Here is a 21,306-nt window from a genome sequence, read left to right on the forward strand (position 1 = left end):
CCATTTTTTGATTTTCTCAACTTTAACACCATATTTTTTAGCGATTGATTTAATTGTATCGCCTTTTTTCACTTTGTATTTACCGTTTACTAAAACTTCAATCTTTTGGTTTGGTAAAATTAAGTTTGATTCTAATTTGTTAATTTTTTTGATGTTTGCAATTGTTGTATTGTATTTATCAGCGATTGACCATAAAGATTCGCCTGCTTCTACTTTATGTACTTGAGCGTTTGCGTTAGCGCCTACGATTGCTGAAGATAATACTGCGATAGATGTTGCTGTAATCATTTTTTTCATAATTTAATTCTCCTCTAATTTTGAAATCTCTCTATATATACGTCTCATTTATTTGTAAATTTATTCAACGTTAATACTTTATCACGGATTTTGATTTCATAGGTTACAGCAATATAATAACTTAAGTCGTAAAATTACAATAATATTACAGACATATCACAAAATGATATTTTCAGAACATTCACATATTATTTATTAAAAAATCAATTCTTTTAATAAAAAAAGAAACACAAACTTCAGCACTGAGTTTGTGTTCCTTATTTGTGAGTAATGTGAGTTTGTATAGTTGGGATAAAAAGGATTTAGTTAAAAGGGTAATTCTGTCGTTATTTCTTCTTCTGAATCATTCGCTTTATGATTCAATTCATCAACAATTTGAGCTGCTTCGTTTTTAATATCCTCAGCTATTTCATTGGTTTCTTTACTTTCAGATGTGTTAGTTTCTGAATCTGTAGTTACTTCAATATTGTTGCTTTCTTTTGATAATGATTCATTATCTTTTAATAAACTTTCATTGAGATCTTGTTGCCATTTAGCTTCTGTTGCTTTTGCAATCACTTCTTTATGTTCTTGTGTATCATGTTTTTCAGTAATATTTTGACTTTGCTTTTTCACGTATTCTCTTAAATACGATTCTTTTTTCAACATCATGAGATGCGTTTTTTCATTATCAGACATCTCTTGCCATATTTCATCAGGCGTTTTTGGTAGCATATCGCCAGTTTGAATTTTACCAAAGCTCGGTAAAAATTTTATATTTTCAATCATGATTTCTGTCATGTACTGCACTTTTCCGTCTTTTTCAAACTTATTATTATGAATTTGACCTGTAATACAAACGCCACTCCCTACTTTACAATATGCATGAATATTTCGTGCCGTTTTATTAAATGCTTTACAATACAGAAAATCTACATTTTGTTTTTCACTGTCTCTTTTATAACCACGATCAACCGCAATATTAAATGTAGTCACTGCAAAATCATTTGAAAACTTATTTAACACAGGTTCATTTGCAATACGACCTGCAAGGATGACTTTGTTTATCATGTTTTCACCTCCTTCCAAACAAAATATAAAATAAATCGAATGAAAATAAAAAAAGCAATAATTGATGAAATAAACAATGAACTGTTCTAAAATTAAAGCAATAACATCAATTTTTTAAAAATGGTGCAACATCGACTATATTTTATAAATCTTTGTATTTTGATATAAATTTTTTCATTTTATATCATTGAAATTGGAGGGAAATGCCTATGAAAACATTTAAAGCAGTAAGATTTCAAATTATTGATAATGAATCAGTTGAAGAATATGAATTACATGACGGCGTCATTATAAACAAAGAAGATGGCAGTTGGTTATTAGAAATATTGATTGATGATTTGCATTTAGACAAAATGCAAAACTACATGAACTTAGAAACAGTATTAGATACCCGTGTTGTGATTACTAGACCGTCTAATGATCCTGCATTATTTGAAGCAACGATAAAGAGCGTTCATCAACTCAAAGAAAAAATTTCTGTCGTGTTAGAATGTCACATCTACACACATCGACAAGCCTATGCTGAAAAGTTATTAGAGCAACTCGTGGCAGATGGATTAAGTGGCAGCGAATTGATCACAGCATTTAACCGACTCATGCAATCAAAACCAAAGCTGAAAGACGAAGCTAAAAAATAGAGACTGGTTCAAAAACGCTTAGCAACAAGTAAAAACTGAAGAAAAAAATAAAACCAGAATGACTGCACGTATGCAATCATTCTGGTTATTTTTCTAATATCGCAAAGCTAATTTCACAACTACAAGCTAATTCACCATTTACAGTTGCTTTTGCTACACCTTTACCTAATGGTCCTTTAACACGTGTCATCTCAACTTCTAACATTAAAGTATCACCCGGAGTGACTTGACGTTTAAATCGACATTTATCAATGCCAGTAAACATTGCAAGTTTTCCTTGATTTTCTTCTAATTTTAACATTGCTACAGCACCTACTTGCGCTAAAGCTTCTACAATTAATACGCCAGGCATTACTGCATATTCTGGGAAATGCCCTTGGAAAAACGGCTCATTACCACTGACTTGCTTAAGACCTGTACACTTCTTTCCATCTTCTAATTCAACAATTCTGTCAATTAATAAAAATGGGTAACGGTGCGGAATAATCTTTTTAATTTCATCAAATGTTAATATTGTTTCCATCATTTTTTACTCCCTGTCAGTTCCATAGCATGTTGCCATGTTTTTGGATTGAATATTTCTAATGGTGAATGCAAAACACCGTAACCAATCATTAAGCCAATCACAAACATCAGTATTGATAACACAATCACCACAATAAAGATTGAGATTAACGGTATACTTCGATGTTGAACAATTGTGCCACGTATTTCGCTGGTTTTAGGTTGATAGAAAAAACGCTTTATTTTTTCTTTGTTTATTTTGTTTTGCATGTAATCACCTCTTTGTTATTTTATCAAATTTCAATTAGAAACACACTTTTAAAAAAACTGTAGCATTTGATTGCTAAATATAATGATATCCATAATAAATCGACTACTTAAATATCCAAGTACCATACTCATTAAAAGCAGGAGTATTTGGATTTCTGTCGTATGCATTTTTTTAAACCATTGATCAAGTCTAACTGCTCTAAGTGCATAAAAGCTAACAAAAAACATAATGACATATAAAACTAAACTTGGCAGTGCATAAACAGCATCCATAACTTCACACTCAATTCTGTTATTAAATGATAAAAAACCGAACAAAACCAAAATTCCAAATGCGAATTCTAATTTTGTTCGGCTTTGTTCAAGGTTAAAAACCTTTATCTAAACTTTGAAACTTCAATACGGTTAATCGCACGGTGTAACGCACGTTCCGCTCTTTGGAAGTCAACATTTTCTTGTTTCTGATGTTGCAAACGCTCTTCAGCACGTTTTAATGATTCTTTCGCGCGTTCGATATCGATTTCATCTGCAACTTCAGCAGCTTGTACAAGTACAGTTACTTGCCCGGGTCTAATTTCGGCAAATCCTTCAGTAACAGCAATATGTTCTTTTGAATTACCAATAGACACACGAACTGCACCAATTTTAAGTGGTGCGACTGTAGGAATATGTCCAGCCATCACACCCATTTCACCTGTTTCAGTTTGTAAAACGATAAGTTCAGCTTGGTCGTTTGAGTAAACTGATCCATTAGGAGTGACAATATCAATTGCGATTGTATTCATTGTATTACCTCCTAATTAAATTATACTTCTACGCCCATTTCTTTCGCTTTCGCTAAAACGTCTTGAATGCCACCAACTAAACGGAAAGCATCTTCAGGGATATGGTCATATTTACCTTCTAAAATCGCTTTAAAGTCTTGAACTGTTTGCGCTACAGGAACATAAGAACCTTTTTGACCAGTAAATTGTTCCGCAACGTGGAAGTTTTGACTTAAGAAGAATTGGATACGACGTGCACGTGCAACTGTCTTTTTATCTTCATCAGACAATTCATCCATACCTAAAATAGCGATGATATCTTGTAATTCACGGTACTTTTGTAATGTTGCTTGAACGCCACGCGCTACATGGTAATGCTCTTCTCCAACAACAGCTGGTGTTAACGCACGAGATGTTGACGCTAATGGGTCAACGGCTGGGTAGATACCCATCTCAGTTAATTTACGCTCTAAGTTAGTTGTTGCATCTAAGTGAGCGAAAGCAGTTGCTGGCGCTGGGTCAGTATAGTCATCGGCAGGTACGAATACCGCTTGGATAGATGTAACTGAACCTACGTTTGTAGATGTGATACGTTCTTGTAATTGACCCATTTCAGTAGCAAGTGTTGGTTGGTAACCAACGGCAGATGGCATACGACCTAATAATGCCGATACCTCTGAACCTGCTTGTGTGAAACGGAAGATGTTATCGATGAATAAAAGTACGTCTTGACCTTGTTCATCACGGAAGTATTCAGCCATTGTTAAACCAGATAAAGCTACACGCATACGTGCACCAGGTGGCTCGTTCATTTGTCCGAATACCATTGCTGTTTTCTTAATAACGCCTGAGTCACTCATTTCGTGGAATAAGTCGTTACCTTCACGTGTTCTTTCACCAACACCTGCGAATACTGAAATACCACCGTGCTCTTGAGCGATATTGTTGATTAATTCTTGAATTAATACAGTTTTACCTACACCGGCACCACCGAATAATCCGATTTTACCACCTTTAATGTAAGGTGCTAATAAGTCTACTACTTTAATACCTGTTTCTAAAATTTCAACTTTAGTTGATAATTCTTCAAACTTAGGTGCTTGTCTATGAATTGGATCACGACGAACATCTGCAGGAATTTCTCCATCTAAGTCAATTTTATCTCCTAATACGTTGAATACACGTCCTAATGTAACGTCACCTACAGGTACAGAAATTGGTGAACCTGTATCTGTAACAACCGCACCACGTTTAACACCGTCTGTTGAACTCATCGCGATTGTACGAACTGCATCATCACCTAAGTGAAGGGCAACTTCTAAAGCAAGTTTAGTTGTACCTTCTTCACGTACGATATCTAAAGTTAAGGCATTGTTTAATGCTGGTAATTGACCATGTTCAAACTTAACGTCAATTACAGGACCCATAACTTGGATTACGTGACCTACTGCCATGTTTATTCCTCCCAAAGTTTATTCTAGTGCCGCTGCGCCGCCGACAATCTCAGTAATTTGTTGCGTAATTGCTGCTTGACGTGCACGGTTATATTGTAATGATAAATCATCAATTAATTCTTTTGCATTGTCTGTTGCATTTTTCATTGCTGTCATACGAGAAGCATGCTCACTTGCCTTACCATCTAATAATGCACCGTAAATTAAGCTTTCAGCATATTGCGGTAAGATGACTTCTAAGATTGCATCTTTATCTGGTTCAAACTCATAATTACTTAATGTTGTTTCACCAGTCACATCATCTTTAGAAATTGGTAAGATTTTGCGTTCTTGTACTTGTTGCTCTAAAACACTAACAAAATGTGAGAAATGCATAAAGATTTCATCATAATGGCCTGTTTCAAATTTTGAAACTGCTTTTTGAGTAATTTCTTTGATCGATTTGAAAGATGGTTGTTCAGGTAAACCAACAACTTCACCTTCAACATTGTATCCGCGTGATTTTAAGAAATCGCGACCAACACGACCGATGACTAAAATACCATAAGCATTATGGTCATTGTTATGACGTTCTTTGATTGCATTTGTTACATTTTTTAAGATGTTTGCATTGTAAGGACCTGCTAAACCTTTATCACAAGTAATCACAAGATAACCTGTTTTCTTAACAGGACGCTTTTGTAACATCGGATGCGTCGCATCACTATTATTACCACCAATTGCAATAATTGCTTCTTGCATTTTATCCATATATGGATAGAACGCTTTCGCATTTTCTTCCGCTCGGCGTAACTTTGAGTTAGATACCATGTGCATCGCTTTTGTAATTTGGCTCGTTTTCTTCGTTGAAGTTATACGGCCTTTAATCTCTCTCAATGAAGCCACAGTTAGTCACCACCTTTTGATTAATTTCCTAAAATACTACTCTGATTTCTTGAAGACTTTCTTGAATGCATCAATTGCTTCAACGAATTTCTCATCTGCTGGTAAACCTTTAGTTTCACGAATTTCACTGTATAAGTGAGATGCGTTGTTACCAACCCAGCTTAAGAATTCATCTTCAAAACGTGTAATATCTTGAACAGGAATATCATCTAAGTGACCTTTAGTTAATGCATATAAGATAACAACTTGTTTATCTACAGTAAGTGGTTTGTTTTGGTCTTGTTTTAATACTTCAACCGTACGTTTACCACGTTCTAATTTTGCTTTTGTTTGTGGATCTAAGTCAGAACCGAATTGAGCGAATGATTCTAATTCACGGTAAGATGCTAAGTCTAAACGTAACGTACCCGCAACTTTTTTCATTGCTTTAATTTGTGCTGAACCACCTACACGTGATACTGATAATCCGGCGTTGATCGCTGGACGTACACCTGAGAAGAATAAATCTGATTGTAAGAAGATTTGTCCATCAGTGATTGAGATTACATTTGTAGGTACATAAGCTGAGATATCCCCTGCTTGTGTTTCAACGAATGGTAATGCAGTAATAGAACCGCCACCTAAATCATCATTTAATTTAGCTGCACGTTCTAATAAACGGCTATGTAAGTAGAATACATCCCCTGGGTAAGCTTCACGACCTGGCGGACGACGTAATAATAATGATAACTCACGGTAAGCTGCTGCTTGTTTTGTTAAATCATCATATACGATTAATACGTGTTTACCATTGAACATGAACTCTTCTGCCATTGCTACACCAGCGTATGGCGCGATGTATAATAATGGTGCAGGTTGAGATGCAGATGCTGATACAACGATTGTGTAATCTAAAGCACCGTGTTGACGTAAAGTTTCAACTGCAGTACGTACTGTTGATTCTTTTTGACCAATCGCAACGTACACACAGATCATGTCTTCGTCTTTTTGGTTTAAGATTGTATCGATAGCTACAGTTGTTTTACCAGTTTGACGGTCACCGATGATTAACTCACGTTGACCACGTCCGATAGGTACTAATGCGTCAATCGCTTTGATACCTGTTTGAAGTGGCTCATCAACTGATTTACGATCCATAACACCAGTTGCTGGTGATTCGATTGGACGTGTTTTAGTTGTGTTAAGTGGTCCTCTGCCGTCAATTGGTTGACCTAATGGGTTAACCACACGACCGATTAATTCTTCACCTACAGGCACACTCATAATGCGACCAGTACGTTTTACTTCGTCGCCTTCTTTAATATCTGAATATGGTCCTAAAATAACCACACCTACGTTATCTTCTTCTAAGTTTTGTGCAAGACCTAATACGCCGTTATGAAATTCAACAAGTTCCCCTGCCATAACGTCGTTTAAACCATGTACTAATGCGATACCGTCACCGACTTGGATTACAGTACCTACATCTGTTACTGTTACACCAGACTCATAGTTTTCAATCTGAGATTTAAGTAACGCACTGATTTCTTCAGCTTTGATGGCCATTTATGTCACTCCTTAAAAATTATTGTTGATGAAACGATTTTTCTAGTCTATTTAAGTCATTCAATACTGACCCATCATATACTGTCGTTCCGATTGTAGCGCGAATACCGCCCACTAATGATTCATTAATTACATTTTCAATTAATAATTTGTGGTAACCAGTACGTTTGATAAAACTAGCACCAATTGCATCTAACTCTTCAGTAGATAAAGGATATACAGATTCAACTTTCATATGTGCTTGATTTAAATCAGCATCACGGAATGCTGAAAATGCTTTTGCAATTTCAGGTAATAATCCTAATTGCTTTTTATCTGCTAAAAGTTTGATTGTGTTTAATAAAGGTGCATCCACACCTTTAAACGTATTTAATACGAACGCTAAACGCTCATCTTTTGAAACTTTTGGATTGTCTGAGAAAGTTTTAAAAGCTTCATTATCTTTTAATGCTTTCTCGATTTCTTGTAAATCAGCAAAAACAGTTTCTACAACACCTGCATTTTTAGAAACTTCGAACAAGCTCTCGGCGAATTTATTAACGACTTTAGCCATTATTTCTCGCCTGCCTCTTGAATGAAGTCACGTACTAATTGTTGTTGATCTGCTGCATTAATTTCTTTATTAATTACTTTTTGTGCAATTAATACTGATAATTCAGCAACGCGATCATTAATATCTGCAATCGCACGTTTCTTCTCTTGCTCAATTTCAACTTGTGCGTTAGCAACTAAGCTGTTCGCACGTACATTTGCTTCGTGTAAAATTTGCTCGTGTTCTGTTTTTGCTTGAGCTTTTGCTGACTCAATAATTTGAGCAACTTCTGTTTGCGTTTTCGCTAATAAAGCTTTATTTTCTTCAGCGTATTGTTTTGCTGCTTCGTTTTGTTTCTTTGCTTCGTCGATATCTTTATTAATTGCATCTTGGCGCTCATCCATAATCGATTTCAAAGGACCAAAAGCAAATTTAGATAATAACGCTAATAAAATAATGAAAGTAACAAGCGTAAACGCGATTGTACCCCATTCAACACCACCGTGTCCGGCAGCACCTAAAATTAAGAAATTCAAGTGTAACGCTCCTTTCATCGCAGTTATATTCATAAATGAATGGCGAAATCACGAATGACTTCGCCGGGAAATAATCTATTAATTAACGGTTCATTACCATGAATGCTACTACTACCGCGATAATTGGAAGGGCCTCAACTAAACCTACACCGATGAACATGATAGTCATTAATGGACCACGTGCTTCAGGTTGACGTGCTACACCTTCAACTGTACGAGAAACGATTAAACCGTTACCGATACCTGCTCCTAATGCTGCTAAACCAATTGCGATTGCTGCTGCTAATAAATTCATTAATAATTTCCTCCTAAAGAAATAATATAGTTTTTTATTTTATATTAATGGTCATCTGACACTTTATGTGACATATAAACCATTGATAACATTACGAAAATGTAGGCTTGGATTGATCCTACGAAAATTGAGAAACCTTGCCAAATAATTGTTGGAATTGCTGCACCAAAGGCACCTAAAACGCCACCCGCTGCAATACCGCTTAATAAACCAAGTAAAACTTCACCTGCAAAGATGTTACCGTAAAGACGCAGACCTAACGTTAAAGTTGATGAGAACTCTTCAATAATTTTGAAAGGTACCATAAACCAAACTGGTTGAGCGAAACTCTTTAAGTAATTTCCAGTACCACGCATTTTAACACCATAATAGTGTGATAACACAACCATTAATGTTGATAAAGTTAATGTTACTGTTGCATCCGCAGTTGGTGATTTCCACCATAAAGTGTGTCCTACGACAACTGAGAATGGTAATCCTAGCATGTTCGCTACAAAGATGAATAATATCAATGTAACTGCTAAGAAGTGGAATCGTCCACCTTTTTTCCAATCCATGTTACTGTTGATAATTCCTCTAACAAAATCGAAAATCCATTCCATGAAGTTTTGTTTACCATGAGGTCTAACGCTTAAATTACGTGTACAAATCATCGCAATTAAAAAGACAATAACTGCTGTAACTGTAAGCATTAACATAGAACTCAAGTTAAAAATAATATCATGTCCCATGAAATTCCAAACATAGAGGGGTGATTCGTGTCCCATTTCTTCACCTACCCTTATAAATTTTTTAAATTGATGATCGTATGTATGAGGATCATGACATACGTTAACATGAGGCCGAGCCCGACGCCTAAGATGTTGATGTGCTCAGGAAACCTCACCCAGAAGAGGCAAGCTGTTACCGCTATTAAAAAGCGAACACCCATACCACTTGAGATGTATAGTGCATCACTTTCGATTGCTCGATGTAAGTAATGATACCATACAAAAGCACTCACGCAAGATGCGATCGTACCGATGATTAATCCTAAGACAAAAGTGCTAGTTGTAAGGGCATACACCCCTGCTAACACGAGGATTAAGTAAAGATAGTACTGCAAATAAGCCTTAAAAAATGTCTTAAAATGTGACATATTAAGAAAACTCCTTAGAAATAGTTTTCACGCGAATGAAAACCGTTTCATTCCAAAGTTTATGATAATATAGGGCAAAATATGTGTCAATGGCATGACAAAACTTTGAAAAATTAAAATTTTTCTTCTGTTCACATTTTAGACACATATTCGCCAAATATAGTACAAAATATCTGTTTACAACTTTAATTCGAGATTTTGAAAATGTTTAAGACGTGAAAGGCTCAGGTTTTACATCTGTCAAGTTAAAATAGTATTTAATATGTTCACAAATACGTTTAGAAACTTGACCATCTCCATAAGGATTGCTTGCTTCACTCATCTGATTAAACAATGTTTCATCATCTAATAATTGCTTTGTTAATTGATAAATATTTTCTTCTTCAATACCTGCTAACTTTAATGTACCTGCTTTAACACCTTCAGGACGTTCAGTCGTATCACGAAGTACTAATACCGGTTTCCCTAATGAAGGCGCCTCTTCTTGAACGCCACCTGAATCCGTTAAAATAAAATGACTTCTAGCTGCAAAGTTATGGAAATCAATCACATCTAAAGGTTCAATCAATTGAATACGATCATGACCCTCTAAATGTTGTGCTGCAATTTCACGGACTTTTGGATTTTTGTGCATTGGATAAATCACTTCTACATCATCATATTCATCTACAATGCGTCTCACCGCACTAAAGATGTTATGCATTGGTTGACCAATATTTTCACGGCGATGTGCAGTTAATAAAATCAAACGTTTATCCTTAACTTGATCTAAAATATCCGATTGATAGTCATCATTAACTGTTGTATGCAATGCATCCGTCGCAGTATTACCAGTGATGACTATCGATGCTTCCGGTTTGTTTTCGTTCAATAAATTTTGTGCTGAATCCACTGTTGGCGCAAAATGTAAATCCGCCAATACACCTGTCATTTGACGATTCATTTCTTCAGGATATGGAGAGTACTTATTGTAAGTACGAAGTCCTGCTTCCACATGTCCAATTGCGACTTCATTATAAAATGCAGCCAAGCCTCCAGCAAATGTCGTTGTCGTATCACCATGAACTAAAATCATGTCAGGCTTTTCTTTCTGAATCACTTCTTCTAAGCCAACCAACACACGACTTGTCACTTGAGTAAGTGTTTGTCCAGGTTTCATTATATTCAAATCATAATCTGGTGTAATATTAAAAATCTCTAAAACTTGATCTAACATTTCTCTATGTTGTGCAGTAACAACAACAACGGGTTGTAAGTCTGGATCTTCTTTTAAAGCAAGAACAAGAGGTGCCATTTTGATTGCTTCTGGTCTTGTTCCAAATACGGTCATAATTTTTTTCATGATCGTCTCCTAATAATTTAATAGATTTGAAATACGTTAAACTTACTTCGTTCCGAATAAACGGTCTCCAGCATCACCTAGACCTGGTACGATATAACCATGGTCATTTAACATTTCGTCTAATGCCGCAATATAAATATCTACATCAGGATGTGCTTCTTGTAATAATTTCACACCTTCAGGCGCTGCGATTAGGCACATGAATCTGATTTTTGTTGCGCCACGTTTTTTTAATGAATTGATTGCTTCAATCGCTGAACCTCCAGTTGCAAGCATTGGGTCAACAACGATAAAATCGCGCTCTTCAATATCTTGTGGCAACTTTGCAAAATATTCAACAGGTTGTAATGTTTTTGGATCACGGTATAAACCAATATGACCTACACGTGCTGCAGGAATCATTTTTAATACACCATCAGTCATTCCTAATCCCGCACGTAAAATAGGTACTACAGCTACTTTTTTACCAGCTAAACGCTTCGCTGTCATTTTAGTGACAGGCGTTTGAATTTCAACATCTGCAAGTTCTAAATCACGTGTGACTTCATAGGCCATTAACATACCTACTTCATCTACAAGTTCACGAAATTCTTTAGTGCCTGTTTTTTCATCTCGGATATAACTCAACTTATGTTGAATTAATGGGTGATCAAATACTACTACTTTTGCCATGGTTACACTTCCTATTTTTTATTTTCTATACCTTAATCATGTAAAGGGAATGCATCAGTAATTGCACTGATTCGTTCTCTTGCTGATTGTAATACCGCTTCATTTTCATGGTCATGTAAAACATCTGCGATGACATTCGCAATTTCAACCATTTCTTTTTCCTTTAATCCTCTTGTTGTAACAGCAGGCGTTCCAATACGTACACCACTAGTAATAAACGGAGAGTTCGTATCAAACGGAATTGTATTTTTATTTGTTGTAATATGCACTTCATCTAAAGCGTGTTCAGCAACTTTACCTGTCAGAGCAACACTTGTAACATCAATCGTAAATACATGGTTGTCAGTTCCACCAGAAATAACACGTAAACCACGTTGTTGTAACTGCTCAGATAATGCTTTTGCATTGGCAATCACTTGTGTTTGGTAAGCTTTAAATTCAGGTTGTAACGCTTCACCAAATGCAACTGCTTTAGCAGCGATAACATGCATTAATGGGCCACCTTGGATACCAGGGAAGATCGCTTTGTCAATTGCTTTTGCGTATTCTTCTTTACATAAAATCATACCGCCACGAGGACCGCGTAATGTTTTATGAGTAGTCGTCGTTACAAAATCAGCATAAGGCACTGGATTTGGATGTAAACCAACAGCCACTAAACCTGCGATATGTGCCATATCTACCATCAATTTCGCACCAACTTCATCAGCAATCACTTTAAACTGTTCAAAGTCAATTGTTCGAGAATACGCAGATGCACCAGCAATGATTAATTTTGGTTGATGTTCATGAGCTAAACGGCGAACTTCATCATAATTAATCATTTCAGTTTCTTTATCTACACCGTAAGCAACGAACTTGTAATCAATTCCACTAAAGTTAACAGGTGATCCATGCGTTAAATGTCCACCATGAGATAAGTCCATACCTAAAACAGTATCTCCATGTTCTAATGCAACACGGTATACAGCCATATTGGCTTGTGAACCAGAGTGTGGTTGCACATTTGCATGCTCAGCTCCAAAAATTTCTTTCGCTCTATCACGTGCTAAATCTTCTACGATATCAACGAATTCACAACCACCATAATAACGCTTATGAGGAAATCCTTCAGCGTATTTATTCGTTAAAACTGAACCTTGTGCTTCCATAACCGCTTTAGAAACAAAGTTTTCAGATGCAATTAATTCGATATTTTTATTTTGGCGATCAAATTCCTTTTGAATCGCTTCGAATACTTTTTGATCTTGTTTTTGAATTGATGACATATAATCTCTCCTTATTGATAATGTGCGCGACTTCCGCCAATTAATTTATCTCGATGTGTACATAAAGTCACAATCGCTTCACCTACTTGTTTTACCGGCACTCTAACTGGTACTTGTACATGCTTTACATGCATACCTATAAGTGTTTGACCAATATCAATACCGCAATCCACTTGTATATGTTCAATCACGCAAGGATTCACCATTTGCTCAAATGCATATGTACTCATACTGCCTCCCGCTTTACGAACAGGTTTAACATTTACTTTTGTATAATCACGCAGTTTAGTTAATGCATCAGATTCAATGGTTATTGCGCGGTTGATGTGCTCACAACCTTGGAAACAGAATGTTACACCAGTTTCTAAGCTTACTTTCATTAATTGTTCATAAAAGTATTGTGCCACTTCCATAGAACTGTCTGTCCCTATTTTATGACCGAGCACTTCAGATGTTGAACAACCGATGACACACAATTCTCCTGGCTTAAAAAATTGTATTTCCTTTAACGCTTCCATCAGTTGATCAAAATCTTGTTGCATCATAGTTAAATTATCCATTACAAGACTCAATTGCTGAAATTTTGTCAATGCGATTTTGATGACGACCGCCTTCAAATTCGCTATTTAGCCAAGTTTTAACAATCAATAACATTAACCCTTCACCAATCACGCGTTGACCTAAAGCCAATACATTAGAATTATTATGTTGTCTTGTTACTTCAGCAGTAAATACATCTGATACAAGTGCACAACGAATACCGTCAACTTTATTGGCAGCAATGCTCATACCAATACCCGTACCACAAACTAAAATACCACGATCATACGTACCATTTGCAACACTTTCGGCAACTGGCTTTGCATAATCTGGATAGTCTACTGAATTTTCATCACTAGGGCCAAAATCTTTAAATTCAATTCCGACTTCAGTTAAGTAAGCTTTAATTTTTTCTTTGTATAAAAAGCCACCATGATCACTTGCAATTGCAATTTTCACAACATTACCCCCAATCTTTTGATACATATTTATTATAACGTATTTAAATACATGTTAAAACAATACGTATATGATAAAGTGGTGCATTTTTTTCACAATTTATTTTTCACTGAGTTTGGCGATTAATTTTTCGATATGTTGTTTCAATTCAAAGTAAGTCGCTTCATAAATTGGATAACTGCCACCATAAGGGTCCATAATATCTTGAGACACACCGTTAACATATTCTATTAAAGTGTATGTCTTATCATTTGGAAATAAAGCTTTGACATAATTTTTATGCGATGCGGTCATCGTTAAAATTAAATCATATTCTAAGTCATTTTGCGTGAACAACGATGCATTCGATACAGGTTTCAATTCATACGTTTGAATCACTTTTAATGTATTAGTTGACGTTTCTGCACCATCCATTGCACTAATGCCTCTTGAAGCAAATTCGTGTTCATGAGATAAACTTTTAGCAATACTTTCAGCCATTGGGCTACGACAAGTATTACCTGTACATACGAATAATACTTTCATAAACTCCCTACTTTCCTGAAACAGCTTTATTCATACGATTTAATAGCGCCATGCTTTCATCTGTTTCTTCAAAATCCGTGATATAAATCACTTTAATGTCTTCTTGTTGATCAGCACTTCTTAAACTGTGATATAAATCTCTCATCGCCCCTGTAATATCAGCATAAGTTTGACCTAAAGGAAATACAGCACCATTCACTTTATGATGTTCACTAACAGGTGCAATCATCGCTTCATCTGCTTGTAACTGAAACGTTTCAAAAGGTGCTACTTTAATCAATTGTGCTTCAGGTGCGTAATGACGATATTTCATTCCTGGTGCAATCGGTTGTTTTAAATCATAATTAAATGGCACGATACATCCAGGAACAATCGACTCTATCATCGATTGTGTAATGGCACCTGGCCTAGCAATTTTAAACGGGTAACTCGTACAATCAATCACAGTACTCTCAATCCCTACTTCCACAGGATCACTGACCACTACACCAAATATTTTACCATCTAAATCATTAATCACATGCTCAGCATGTGTTGGCGATGGTTTTCCGCTCGTATTTGCAGATGGCGCCGCAATTGGCAAATACGATAATTTAAGTAATTGTCTCGCCACTTTATCACTAGGCATTCTTACTGCAACGGTATCCATTTGGCCAAAAGACAATTGTGATAATACATCTTTTTTCATAGGTAAAATAAATGAAATTGGTCCTGGCCAAAATGCATCCATTAACATATCTGTCGTTTGATTTGGAATTTGTGCAAATGAATGAATTTGTTCTTGCTCATATATATGCACAATTAACGGATTGTCACTTGGTCTTCCTTTTGCTTTAAAGATTTTATCCACAGCTTCATCACTCATCGCATTACCAGCTAAACCATAAACCGTTTCAGTTGGAATACCAACGACTTCATTGGCCTTTAATGCATTTATAATTTCATCAATCTGTGGATATGTGGATAAGTCATCCACATAGTTACGCACATCCCAAACATGCGTTTCCATAGCCTTCACCCTCTCTCTTACTGTAAATGACATGATAGCAAAAAAGTTATACACATTCTGTGGATAACTCCAAATACTTTGTGCATAACTTATTCACACCAATGAAACCATAATACTCGGTCTAATTGATTTATATCTTGTTCAACATTTACTTTTACATTTGGATAATACACATGAATAAATTTCATTAAGGCTTCACTTTGTGCATGACCGATTTCAAAAGCCACTAAAGCATTTGGCTTCATCACATATTTTAAATCTTCAATCATACGTTTGTACAATGCAAGACCTTCATCTTCAGCAAACAATGCGATGTGAGGATCAAACTGTAAAGCCTGAGCATTCATTAAATGTCGCTCACTTTCAGCGATATAAGGTGGATTGCTGACTAACACATCTAATTTGATTTGTTGTTCAATCAAAGGTTGCAACAAATCGCCTTGCAAAAAAGTGACATTCGCTTGATGTGTATCTGCATTTTCATTTGCAACAACCAAAGCATGCTCACTAATATCCACAGCATACATAGTAATCGCTTCAAGTTTAGCTAAAGTAATCGCAATGATCCCTGTACCTGTACCAATATCAGCAACCACATCGCCACGCTTTAAATGAGATTTAACAACATCGATTAAATGTTCCGTTTCTGGTCTTGGTGTTAATGTATCAGGTGTTACTTTAAATCGTTCACCATAAAAATATTGCCACCCTATAATGTGTGATAACGGCTCATTTTCACAAAGTCTTTCAATTCCTGATTGATACAATAGCCACTGGGATTGTGAAAGCTTTTTTTCATTCATGACAATATCCATTTGTGACAAAGAAAACAAATCCATTAAAAGAAAACGCGCACCAATCTCTGGTTGGTCATTTTCTCTCAATGTCTTCGTTCCATATGTTAGTACATCACTTAGTTTATAGCTGTCCATCATTCATCGCTTCTAATTTACTTGTTTGTTCTGCAATGATTAAAGCTTCAATCACTTCTGAAACTTTACCTTCCATAATTTGATCTAACTTTTGAATCGTTAAACCAATACGGTGGTCGGTTACACGGTTTTGTGGATAGTTATATGTACGAATACGTTCAGAACGGTCACCTGTACCCACTGCTGATTTACGTTGCTCATCGTATTTCGCACGTTCTTCTTGCATCATTTTGTCGTATACACGGATTTTTAATAATTTTAATGCTTTTTCACGGTTTTGAATTTGTGACTTTTCAGATGACGTGGCAACAATTCCTGTTGGTAAGTGGGTAATACGTACAGCTGAGTCTGTCGTATTAACGTGCTGACCACCCGAACCTGATGAACGGTATGTATCAATCTTTAAGTCTTCTTGACGAATCTCAATTTCAACATCTTCTACTTCAGGTAATACCGCAACTGTAGCCGTTGATGTATGGATACGTCCACCACTTTCTGTTGTTGGGATACGTTGAACACGGTGAGCTCCATTTTCAAACTTCAACTTACTGTATGCACCTGAACCCATAATTGTAAAACTGATGTCTTTGAAACCACCATGGTCTGCTTCCGTCATTTCGTTGATTTCAATTTTCCAACCTTGCATTTCAGCGTATTTAGAATACATACGGAATAAATCTCCAGCAAAGATATTCGCTTCGTCTCCACCTGCAGCACCACGAATCTCCATAACAACGTTTTTCTCATCCATAGGATCTTTAGGGATCAATAATAATTTCAATTGCTCTTCTAATTCTGGGATTTGAGGCTTTAATTCATTCATTTCTTCTTTAATCATTGCCTCTTCTTCTGGATCATTTGTTTCTTTTAACATTTCTAAAGCATCTTCTAACTGCTCTTTCACTGATTTGTACTCACGATATACGTCTACAGTTTTTTGTAAATCTGATTGTTCTTTAGAATACTTTCTTAATTTATCACTATCACTTACAACATCTGGATCACTTAATAATTCATTTAATTGTTCGTAACGTTCTTCTACGATATCTAATTGATCAAACATAATAGGCTCCTTTAATTTTATTTTCTTACGACGTGATGTTCACGACAACGTGGTTCGTAACTTTCCTTAGCACCCACTAATATAATCGGGTCATCGAATTTTGCTGGCACACCATCGATTAAGCGTTGCGTTCTACTTGCTGGCGCTCCGCAAACTGCACATACAGCTTGTAATTTGGTCACATGTTCTGCTACTGCCATCAATTCAGGAACGGGTTCAAATGGCACACATCTGAAATCCATATCTAATCCAGCAACAATCACTCTATGTCCTGCTTCAGCTAACTTTGTTGCCACTTCCACGATACCATTATCAAAAAATTGCACTTCATCAATAGCAATGATATCATGTGACTCTTTCACATGGTCTAATATCTCGCTTGAGTCTTTCACGTTAATTGCTTCAATTGCAGTACCATTATGACTCACTACTTCTTGTTCAGAATAACGGTTATCAATTTCTGGTTTAAAGACAATCACATTTTGTTTAGCATATAAACCACGACGTAAACGTCTAATTAACTCTTCACTTTTACCTGAGAACATGCTCCCAGTAATACATTCTATCCAACCTGCATGATAGTTTTCATACATTTCATAAACCACCTTTTAAAGCATAATCGCTTTATTATACCACAAAATCATTATATTTTGAGACAAAAAAAGAGTACAAGACAAAAGTCTTGTACTCTGATAAGTTCTTAATTGTTTGCAGATTTGAATCCGAACTTTTTGTTGAAACGTTCCACACGACCATCCGCTGCAGCGAATTTTTGACGTCCTGTGTAGAATGGGTGTGAATCAGATGAGATATCTAAACGAATTACTGGGTATTCGTTACCATCTTCCCATGTCATAGTTTCGTTTGAAGTACGAGTAGAACCGCTTAAGAATTTGAATTCAGTAGTTGAATCCATGAAAATTACTTTACGGTATTCTGGGTGAATTCCTGGTTTCATTATTTTCAGCTCCTTTGCCCTGAACCATCTGGAACAGAGTTTATTCGTGGATATTTCCACGTCAATACTTACATACTATATCAGTTTATGATTTAAAAAGCAATACTTTTTTAGATGATTGGTTTACCTGTTTTTGCAGACTGTACCATGCGATCACGTAGTTCATCAAAGAACGCTTCATTAGAGTCACTTTGTTTAATGAGACGTAAGAAACGCTCAGTAAAATCAGGGGCATCCGTAAATAAATTTCTAAGCTGCCAAACCATTTCAAGTTCTTTCTTATCGTATAGCAATTCTTCTTTACGTGTAGAACTACGGCGAATATCAATCGCAGGGAAAATACGTTTTTCAGCTAATTTTCTGTCTAACGTTAATTCCATATTACCAGTCCCTTTAAACTCTTCATAAATCATATCATCCATTCGGCTACCTGTGTCTACAAGCGCTGTAGAAAGAATCGTTAAACTGCCACCCGCTTCAATATTACGTGCTGCACCAAAGAATGCTTTCGGTTTATGTAAACTTGCAGGATCTAAACCACCCGATAATGTACGCCCACTTGGTGGAATCACTAAGTTATACGCACGTGCTAAGCGTGTGATTGAATCCATTAAAATAATAACATCTTGACCTAATTCAACAAGTCGTTTTGCACGTTCTAATAACAATTCAGCTACTTTAACATGATGTTCAGGTGGCTCATCAAACGTTGAATGTACTACTTCAGCTTGCTCAACAGAACGTTCTAAATCGGTTACCTCTTCAGGACGTTCGCCTACAAGTAAAATAAATAATTTCGCTTCTGGATGATTCGTACAAATTGCTGTCGCAATTTCTTTAAGTAATGATGTTTTACCTGCTTTTGGTGGTGCAACAATCATACCACGTTGCCCAAAACCTATCGGTGATACAAGGTCCATAATACGTGTAGAATAGTTAGTCTTTGTAGTTTCTAAACGAATACGTGTATCAGGATATAATGGTGTCAACGCTTGGAAGTGAGGGCGTTTTTTCACTTCTTCCGCATTTTGGTCATTCACAAAATCTACTTGTAATAAGCCATAATATTTTTCGTTTTCCTTTGGTTTACGTACTTTCCCTGTTACTTTATCGCCTTTTTTGATTTCAAAACGACGTATTTGACTGGCAGAAATATAAATGTCTTTCTCACCCTTTGAATAGTTAACTGTTCTTAAAAAACCATAACCATCGGGTTGAATGTCATCTAATATACCTTCCATGTAGTAATTGCCATCGTTCTCCATTTGTTTTTCCATAATGGCAAGCACTAATTCTTTTTTATTTAATTTACTATAATTAATTAAACCAAGTTCTTTCGCTCTTAATGTTAAAGCTTTTGTATTGTAATTTTTGTATAAATCATTAAATGATTCATATTGTGGACTCGTTCGTTCACGTTCTGCCAATTAAGCCACCTCTATCTGATTGAATTTATATTTTGAAAATAGTTTGAGAATATTTTTGAGTGGAGAATATTTGAGGAAACAATAGATAGTTTATCACGATTCTATAAAATAACAAAGTAAAAGACTGGATATCCAGTCTTTTACACAATTTTATTAAATTTGATCACTTTCACCAATGACTAAACCCGGTTTCTTTTCAAGGCTATGACGTCCTTGCACAAATCGTACAGTACCAGATTTCGCACGCATAACTAATGAATGTGTTTCAGCGTATCCACCTTTGAATTGAACACCTTTCATTAATTCACCGTCAGTTACAGCAGTTGCGGCAAAGATTGCGTCATCACCTTTAACCATATCATCTAACTGTAATACGGTATTTGGTTCGATACCCATCTTACGGCAACGTTCTTCTTGTTCAGCATCTTCAGGTAATAAAATACCTTGGAAATCCCCACCTAACGCTTTAATACCTACAGCAGCGATGACACCCTCAGGCGCACCACCTGAACCAAATAAAATATCTACACCTGTAAAATCAAACGCGGTATTAATTGCACCGGCAACGTCTCCATGTTCAATTAATTTAATACGTGCACCTGCTTCACGAATCTCTTTAATGATACCTTGGTGACGTTCACGATTTAATAAAGTCGCTGTCACATCTGTAATATCTTTACCTTTCGCTTTAGCAACTGCGTGTAAGTTTTCAGTAACTGATTTAGAAATATCTACAACACCTTTACATTCAGGACCTACTGCAATCTTTTCCATGTACATATCTGGTGCATGTAATAACGTACCTCTATCCCCTACTGCCAATACCGTCATCGCATTCCAAGAACCTTCAGCAACTAATGTTGTCCCCTCTAAAGGATCGACTGCGATATCAATTTGTGGGCCTTCTTTCGTACCTAATTCTTCGCCAATATATAACATCGGTGCTTCGTCCATCTCACCTTCACCAATAACGACTACACCATCCATTGGAATCGTATCAAACACTTGACGCATTGCTGTTGTCGCTGCATCATCTGCTTCATTTTTTAAACCTTTACCTACCCAGCGCGCACTTTTTAATGCTGCCGCTTCTGTTACACGCACCAATTCCATTGACAAACTACGTTCCATCTTCATTCTCCTTTGGATCTTAGTATTTTTCTTAAATAGTATAACACATTTAGCACTTTGGTGTATTATTTG

27 protein-coding genes are annotated in these 21,306 nt (G+C 36.1%); 1 reads left to right on the forward strand and 26 read right to left on the reverse strand.

Annotated elements, in window-relative coordinates; translation table 11 throughout:
* Positions 1-603 precede the first annotated feature (603 nt).
* A complete protein-coding gene (locus tag ER639_RS09450; RefSeq protein WP_129065544.1) occupies positions 604-1,347 on the reverse strand; it encodes a single-stranded DNA-binding protein in 744 nt (247 codons plus the stop codon).
* Positions 1,348-1,556: 209 nt separating this feature from the next.
* Between ER639_RS09450 and ER639_RS09455 the strand changes: the two genes are divergently transcribed.
* Complete coding sequence (locus ER639_RS09455; RefSeq protein ID WP_129065545.1) at positions 1,557-1,985, forward strand: YwpF family protein; 429 nt, start codon at positions 1,557-1,559, stop codon at positions 1,983-1,985.
* Positions 1,986-2,070: 85 nt separating this feature from the next.
* On the opposite strand, the gene fabZ is transcribed toward ER639_RS09455, so the two are convergent.
* From fabZ to glpX, 25 genes are all read right to left on the reverse strand, one after another.
* Positions 2,071-2,508 (reverse strand): 3-hydroxyacyl-ACP dehydratase FabZ, encoded by a 438-nt coding sequence (gene fabZ, locus ER639_RS09460; protein WP_129065546.1) that lies wholly within the window; start codon positions 2,506-2,508, stop codon positions 2,071-2,073.
* Complete coding sequence (locus tag ER639_RS09465; protein WP_129065547.1) at positions 2,508-2,759, reverse strand: DNA-directed RNA polymerase subunit beta; 252 nt, start codon at positions 2,757-2,759, stop codon at positions 2,508-2,510. The genes fabZ and ER639_RS09465 overlap by 1 nt, the downstream gene beginning before the upstream one ends.
* 48 nt (positions 2,760-2,807) lie before the next feature.
* Complete coding sequence (locus ER639_RS09470) at positions 2,808-3,032, reverse strand: DUF1146 domain-containing protein (protein WP_129065548.1); 225 nt, start codon at positions 3,030-3,032, stop codon at positions 2,808-2,810.
* 104 nt (positions 3,033-3,136) lie between these two features.
* Complete coding sequence (locus ER639_RS09475) at positions 3,137-3,544, reverse strand: F0F1 ATP synthase subunit epsilon (RefSeq protein WP_129065549.1); 408 nt, start codon at positions 3,542-3,544, stop codon at positions 3,137-3,139.
* 20 nt (positions 3,545-3,564) lie between these two features.
* Entirely contained in the window at positions 3,565-4,977 is a 1,413-nt protein-coding gene (gene atpD / locus ER639_RS09480; protein WP_129065550.1) for a F0F1 ATP synthase subunit beta, read from the reverse strand.
* A gap of 18 nt (positions 4,978-4,995) precedes the next feature.
* Positions 4,996-5,862 (reverse strand): ATP synthase F1 subunit gamma, encoded by an 867-nt coding sequence (gene atpG / locus ER639_RS09485; protein WP_129065551.1) that lies wholly within the window; start codon positions 5,860-5,862, stop codon positions 4,996-4,998.
* 36 nt (positions 5,863-5,898) lie between these two features.
* On the reverse strand, positions 5,899-7,407 hold the full coding sequence (gene atpA / locus ER639_RS09490) for a F0F1 ATP synthase subunit alpha (protein WP_129065552.1): 1,509 nt from the start codon (positions 7,405-7,407) through the stop codon (positions 5,899-5,901).
* Between the two features lie 19 nt (positions 7,408-7,426).
* On the reverse strand, positions 7,427-7,960 hold the full coding sequence (gene atpH, locus ER639_RS09495; protein ID WP_129065553.1) for an ATP synthase F1 subunit delta: 534 nt from the start codon (positions 7,958-7,960) through the stop codon (positions 7,427-7,429).
* On the reverse strand, positions 7,960-8,493 hold the full coding sequence (locus tag ER639_RS09500) for a F0F1 ATP synthase subunit B (RefSeq protein ID WP_129065554.1): 534 nt from the start codon (positions 8,491-8,493) through the stop codon (positions 7,960-7,962). Before ER639_RS09500 ends, atpH begins: the two co-directional genes overlap by 1 nt.
* Positions 8,494-8,557: 64 nt before the next feature.
* Entirely contained in the window at positions 8,558-8,770 is a 213-nt protein-coding gene (atpE, locus tag ER639_RS09505) for a F0F1 ATP synthase subunit C (RefSeq protein WP_041636195.1), read from the reverse strand.
* A 44-nt stretch (positions 8,771-8,814) separates the two neighbouring features.
* On the reverse strand, positions 8,815-9,537 hold the full coding sequence (gene atpB, locus ER639_RS09510) for a F0F1 ATP synthase subunit A (protein WP_129065555.1): 723 nt from the start codon (positions 9,535-9,537) through the stop codon (positions 8,815-8,817).
* A 14-nt stretch (positions 9,538-9,551) separates the two neighbouring features.
* Complete coding sequence (locus ER639_RS09515) at positions 9,552-9,908, reverse strand: ATP synthase subunit I (protein ID WP_129065556.1); 357 nt, start codon at positions 9,906-9,908, stop codon at positions 9,552-9,554.
* 208 nt (positions 9,909-10,116) lie between these two features.
* The gene (wecB, locus tag ER639_RS09520; protein WP_129065557.1) at positions 10,117-11,250 is read right to left on the reverse strand and encodes a non-hydrolyzing UDP-N-acetylglucosamine 2-epimerase; all 1,134 of its coding nucleotides are present in this window, start codon (positions 11,248-11,250) and stop codon (positions 10,117-10,119) included.
* Positions 11,251-11,292: 42 nt separating this feature from the next.
* On the reverse strand, positions 11,293-11,922 hold the full coding sequence (gene upp / locus ER639_RS09525; RefSeq protein WP_129065558.1) for a uracil phosphoribosyltransferase: 630 nt from the start codon (positions 11,920-11,922) through the stop codon (positions 11,293-11,295).
* 32 nt (positions 11,923-11,954) lie between these two features.
* Positions 11,955-13,190 (reverse strand): serine hydroxymethyltransferase, encoded by a 1,236-nt coding sequence (gene glyA, locus ER639_RS09530; protein WP_129065559.1) that lies wholly within the window; start codon positions 13,188-13,190, stop codon positions 11,955-11,957.
* A gap of 11 nt (positions 13,191-13,201) precedes the next feature.
* Positions 13,202-13,750, reverse strand: a complete 549-nt coding sequence (locus ER639_RS09535) for a TIGR01440 family protein (RefSeq protein WP_240664031.1) — start codon at positions 13,748-13,750, stop codon at positions 13,202-13,204.
* Positions 13,743-14,189 carry a ribose 5-phosphate isomerase B gene (rpiB, locus tag ER639_RS09540; protein WP_129065560.1) on the reverse strand — a complete coding sequence of 149 codons (447 nt, stop codon included), beginning with the start codon at positions 14,187-14,189 and terminating at the stop codon, positions 13,743-13,745. Before rpiB ends, ER639_RS09535 begins: the two co-directional genes overlap by 8 nt.
* 99 nt (positions 14,190-14,288) lie before the next feature.
* A complete protein-coding gene (locus tag ER639_RS09545) occupies positions 14,289-14,714 on the reverse strand; it encodes a low molecular weight protein arginine phosphatase (protein WP_129065561.1) in 426 nt (141 codons plus the stop codon).
* 7 nt (positions 14,715-14,721) lie between these two features.
* Positions 14,722-15,723 (reverse strand): L-threonylcarbamoyladenylate synthase, encoded by a 1,002-nt coding sequence (locus tag ER639_RS09550; protein ID WP_129065562.1) that lies wholly within the window; start codon positions 15,721-15,723, stop codon positions 14,722-14,724.
* Between the two features lie 89 nt (positions 15,724-15,812).
* Positions 15,813-16,658 (reverse strand): peptide chain release factor N(5)-glutamine methyltransferase, encoded by an 846-nt coding sequence (prmC, locus tag ER639_RS09555; protein WP_129065563.1) that lies wholly within the window; start codon positions 16,656-16,658, stop codon positions 15,813-15,815.
* Positions 16,642-17,718 carry a peptide chain release factor 1 gene (gene prfA / locus ER639_RS09560; RefSeq protein WP_129065564.1) on the reverse strand — a complete coding sequence of 359 codons (1,077 nt, stop codon included), beginning with the start codon at positions 17,716-17,718 and terminating at the stop codon, positions 16,642-16,644. Before prfA ends, prmC begins: the two co-directional genes overlap by 17 nt.
* Before the next feature lie 17 nt (positions 17,719-17,735).
* A complete protein-coding gene (locus tag ER639_RS09565; protein ID WP_129065565.1) occupies positions 17,736-18,311 on the reverse strand; it encodes a thymidine kinase in 576 nt (191 codons plus the stop codon).
* Between the two features lie 107 nt (positions 18,312-18,418).
* On the reverse strand, positions 18,419-18,676 hold the full coding sequence (locus ER639_RS09570; protein ID WP_129065566.1) for a type B 50S ribosomal protein L31: 258 nt from the start codon (positions 18,674-18,676) through the stop codon (positions 18,419-18,421).
* Positions 18,677-18,786: 110 nt separating this feature from the next.
* Positions 18,787-20,103: a transcription termination factor Rho gene (gene rho, locus ER639_RS09575; RefSeq protein ID WP_129065567.1), complete on the reverse strand. Its 1,317-nt coding sequence runs from the start codon at positions 20,101-20,103 to the stop codon at positions 18,787-18,789.
* A 153-nt stretch (positions 20,104-20,256) separates the two neighbouring features.
* Complete coding sequence (gene glpX, locus ER639_RS09580; RefSeq protein WP_129065568.1) at positions 20,257-21,234, reverse strand: class II fructose-bisphosphatase; 978 nt, start codon at positions 21,232-21,234, stop codon at positions 20,257-20,259.
* Positions 21,235-21,306: the final 72 nt, after the last annotated feature.

Source organism: Macrococcus sp. DPC7161 (genome assembly GCF_004117835.1).
Taxonomy (GTDB): Bacteria; Bacillota; Bacilli; order Staphylococcales; family Staphylococcaceae; genus SDSC01.

Excerpts from the sequence above, each read along its gene's own strand:
- ER639_RS09450 (WP_129065544.1), bottom strand. The coding sequence starts at position 1,347 with ATGATAAACAAAGTCATCCTTGCAGGTCGTATTGCAAATGAACCTGTG.
- ER639_RS09455 (WP_129065545.1), top strand. The coding sequence starts at position 1,557 with ATGAAAACATTTAAAGCAGTAAGATTTCAAATTATTGATAATGAATCA.
- fabZ (WP_129065546.1), bottom strand. The coding sequence starts at position 2,508 with ATGGAAACAATATTAACATTTGATGAAATTAAAAAGATTATTCCGCAC.
- ER639_RS09465 (WP_129065547.1), bottom strand. The coding sequence starts at position 2,759 with ATGCAAAACAAAATAAACAAAGAAAAAATAAAGCGTTTTTTCTATCAA.
- ER639_RS09470 (WP_129065548.1), bottom strand. The coding sequence starts at position 3,032 with ATGGATGCTGTTTATGCACTGCCAAGTTTAGTTTTATATGTCATTATG.
- ER639_RS09475 (WP_129065549.1), bottom strand. The coding sequence starts at position 3,544 with ATGAATACAATCGCAATTGATATTGTCACTCCTAATGGATCAGTTTAC.
- atpD (WP_129065550.1), bottom strand. The coding sequence starts at position 4,977 with ATGGCAGTAGGTCACGTAATCCAAGTTATGGGTCCTGTAATTGACGTT.
- atpA (WP_129065552.1), bottom strand. The coding sequence starts at position 7,407 with ATGGCCATCAAAGCTGAAGAAATCAGTGCGTTACTTAAATCTCAGATT.
- atpH (WP_129065553.1), bottom strand. The coding sequence starts at position 7,960 with ATGGCTAAAGTCGTTAATAAATTCGCCGAGAGCTTGTTCGAAGTTTCT.
- ER639_RS09500 (WP_129065554.1), bottom strand. The coding sequence starts at position 8,493 with ATGAAAGGAGCGTTACACTTGAATTTCTTAATTTTAGGTGCTGCCGGA.
- atpE (WP_041636195.1), bottom strand. The coding sequence starts at position 8,770 with ATGAATTTATTAGCAGCAGCAATCGCAATTGGTTTAGCAGCATTAGGA.
- atpB (WP_129065555.1), bottom strand. The coding sequence starts at position 9,537 with ATGGGACACGAATCACCCCTCTATGTTTGGAATTTCATGGGACATGAT.
- ER639_RS09515 (WP_129065556.1), bottom strand. The coding sequence starts at position 9,908 with ATGTCACATTTTAAGACATTTTTTAAGGCTTATTTGCAGTACTATCTT.
- wecB (WP_129065557.1), bottom strand. The coding sequence starts at position 11,250 with ATGAAAAAAATTATGACCGTATTTGGAACAAGACCAGAAGCAATCAAA.
- upp (WP_129065558.1), bottom strand. The coding sequence starts at position 11,922 with ATGGCAAAAGTAGTAGTATTTGATCACCCATTAATTCAACATAAGTTG.
- glyA (WP_129065559.1), bottom strand. The coding sequence starts at position 13,190 with ATGTCATCAATTCAAAAACAAGATCAAAAAGTATTCGAAGCGATTCAA.
- ER639_RS09535 (WP_240664031.1), bottom strand. The coding sequence starts at position 13,750 with ATGGATAATTTAACTATGATGCAACAAGATTTTGATCAACTGATGGAA.
- ER639_RS09545 (WP_129065561.1), bottom strand. The coding sequence starts at position 14,714 with ATGAAAGTATTATTCGTATGTACAGGTAATACTTGTCGTAGCCCAATG.
- ER639_RS09550 (WP_129065562.1), bottom strand. The coding sequence starts at position 15,723 with ATGGAAACGCATGTTTGGGATGTGCGTAACTATGTGGATGACTTATCC.
- prmC (WP_129065563.1), bottom strand. The coding sequence starts at position 16,658 with ATGATGGACAGCTATAAACTAAGTGATGTACTAACATATGGAACGAAG.
- prfA (WP_129065564.1), bottom strand. The coding sequence starts at position 17,718 with ATGTTTGATCAATTAGATATCGTAGAAGAACGTTACGAACAATTAAAT.
- ER639_RS09565 (WP_129065565.1), bottom strand. The coding sequence starts at position 18,311 with ATGTATGAAAACTATCATGCAGGTTGGATAGAATGTATTACTGGGAGC.
- ER639_RS09570 (WP_129065566.1), bottom strand. The coding sequence starts at position 18,676 with ATGAAACCAGGAATTCACCCAGAATACCGTAAAGTAATTTTCATGGAT.
- glpX (WP_129065568.1), bottom strand. The coding sequence starts at position 21,234 with ATGGAACGTAGTTTGTCAATGGAATTGGTGCGTGTAACAGAAGCGGCA.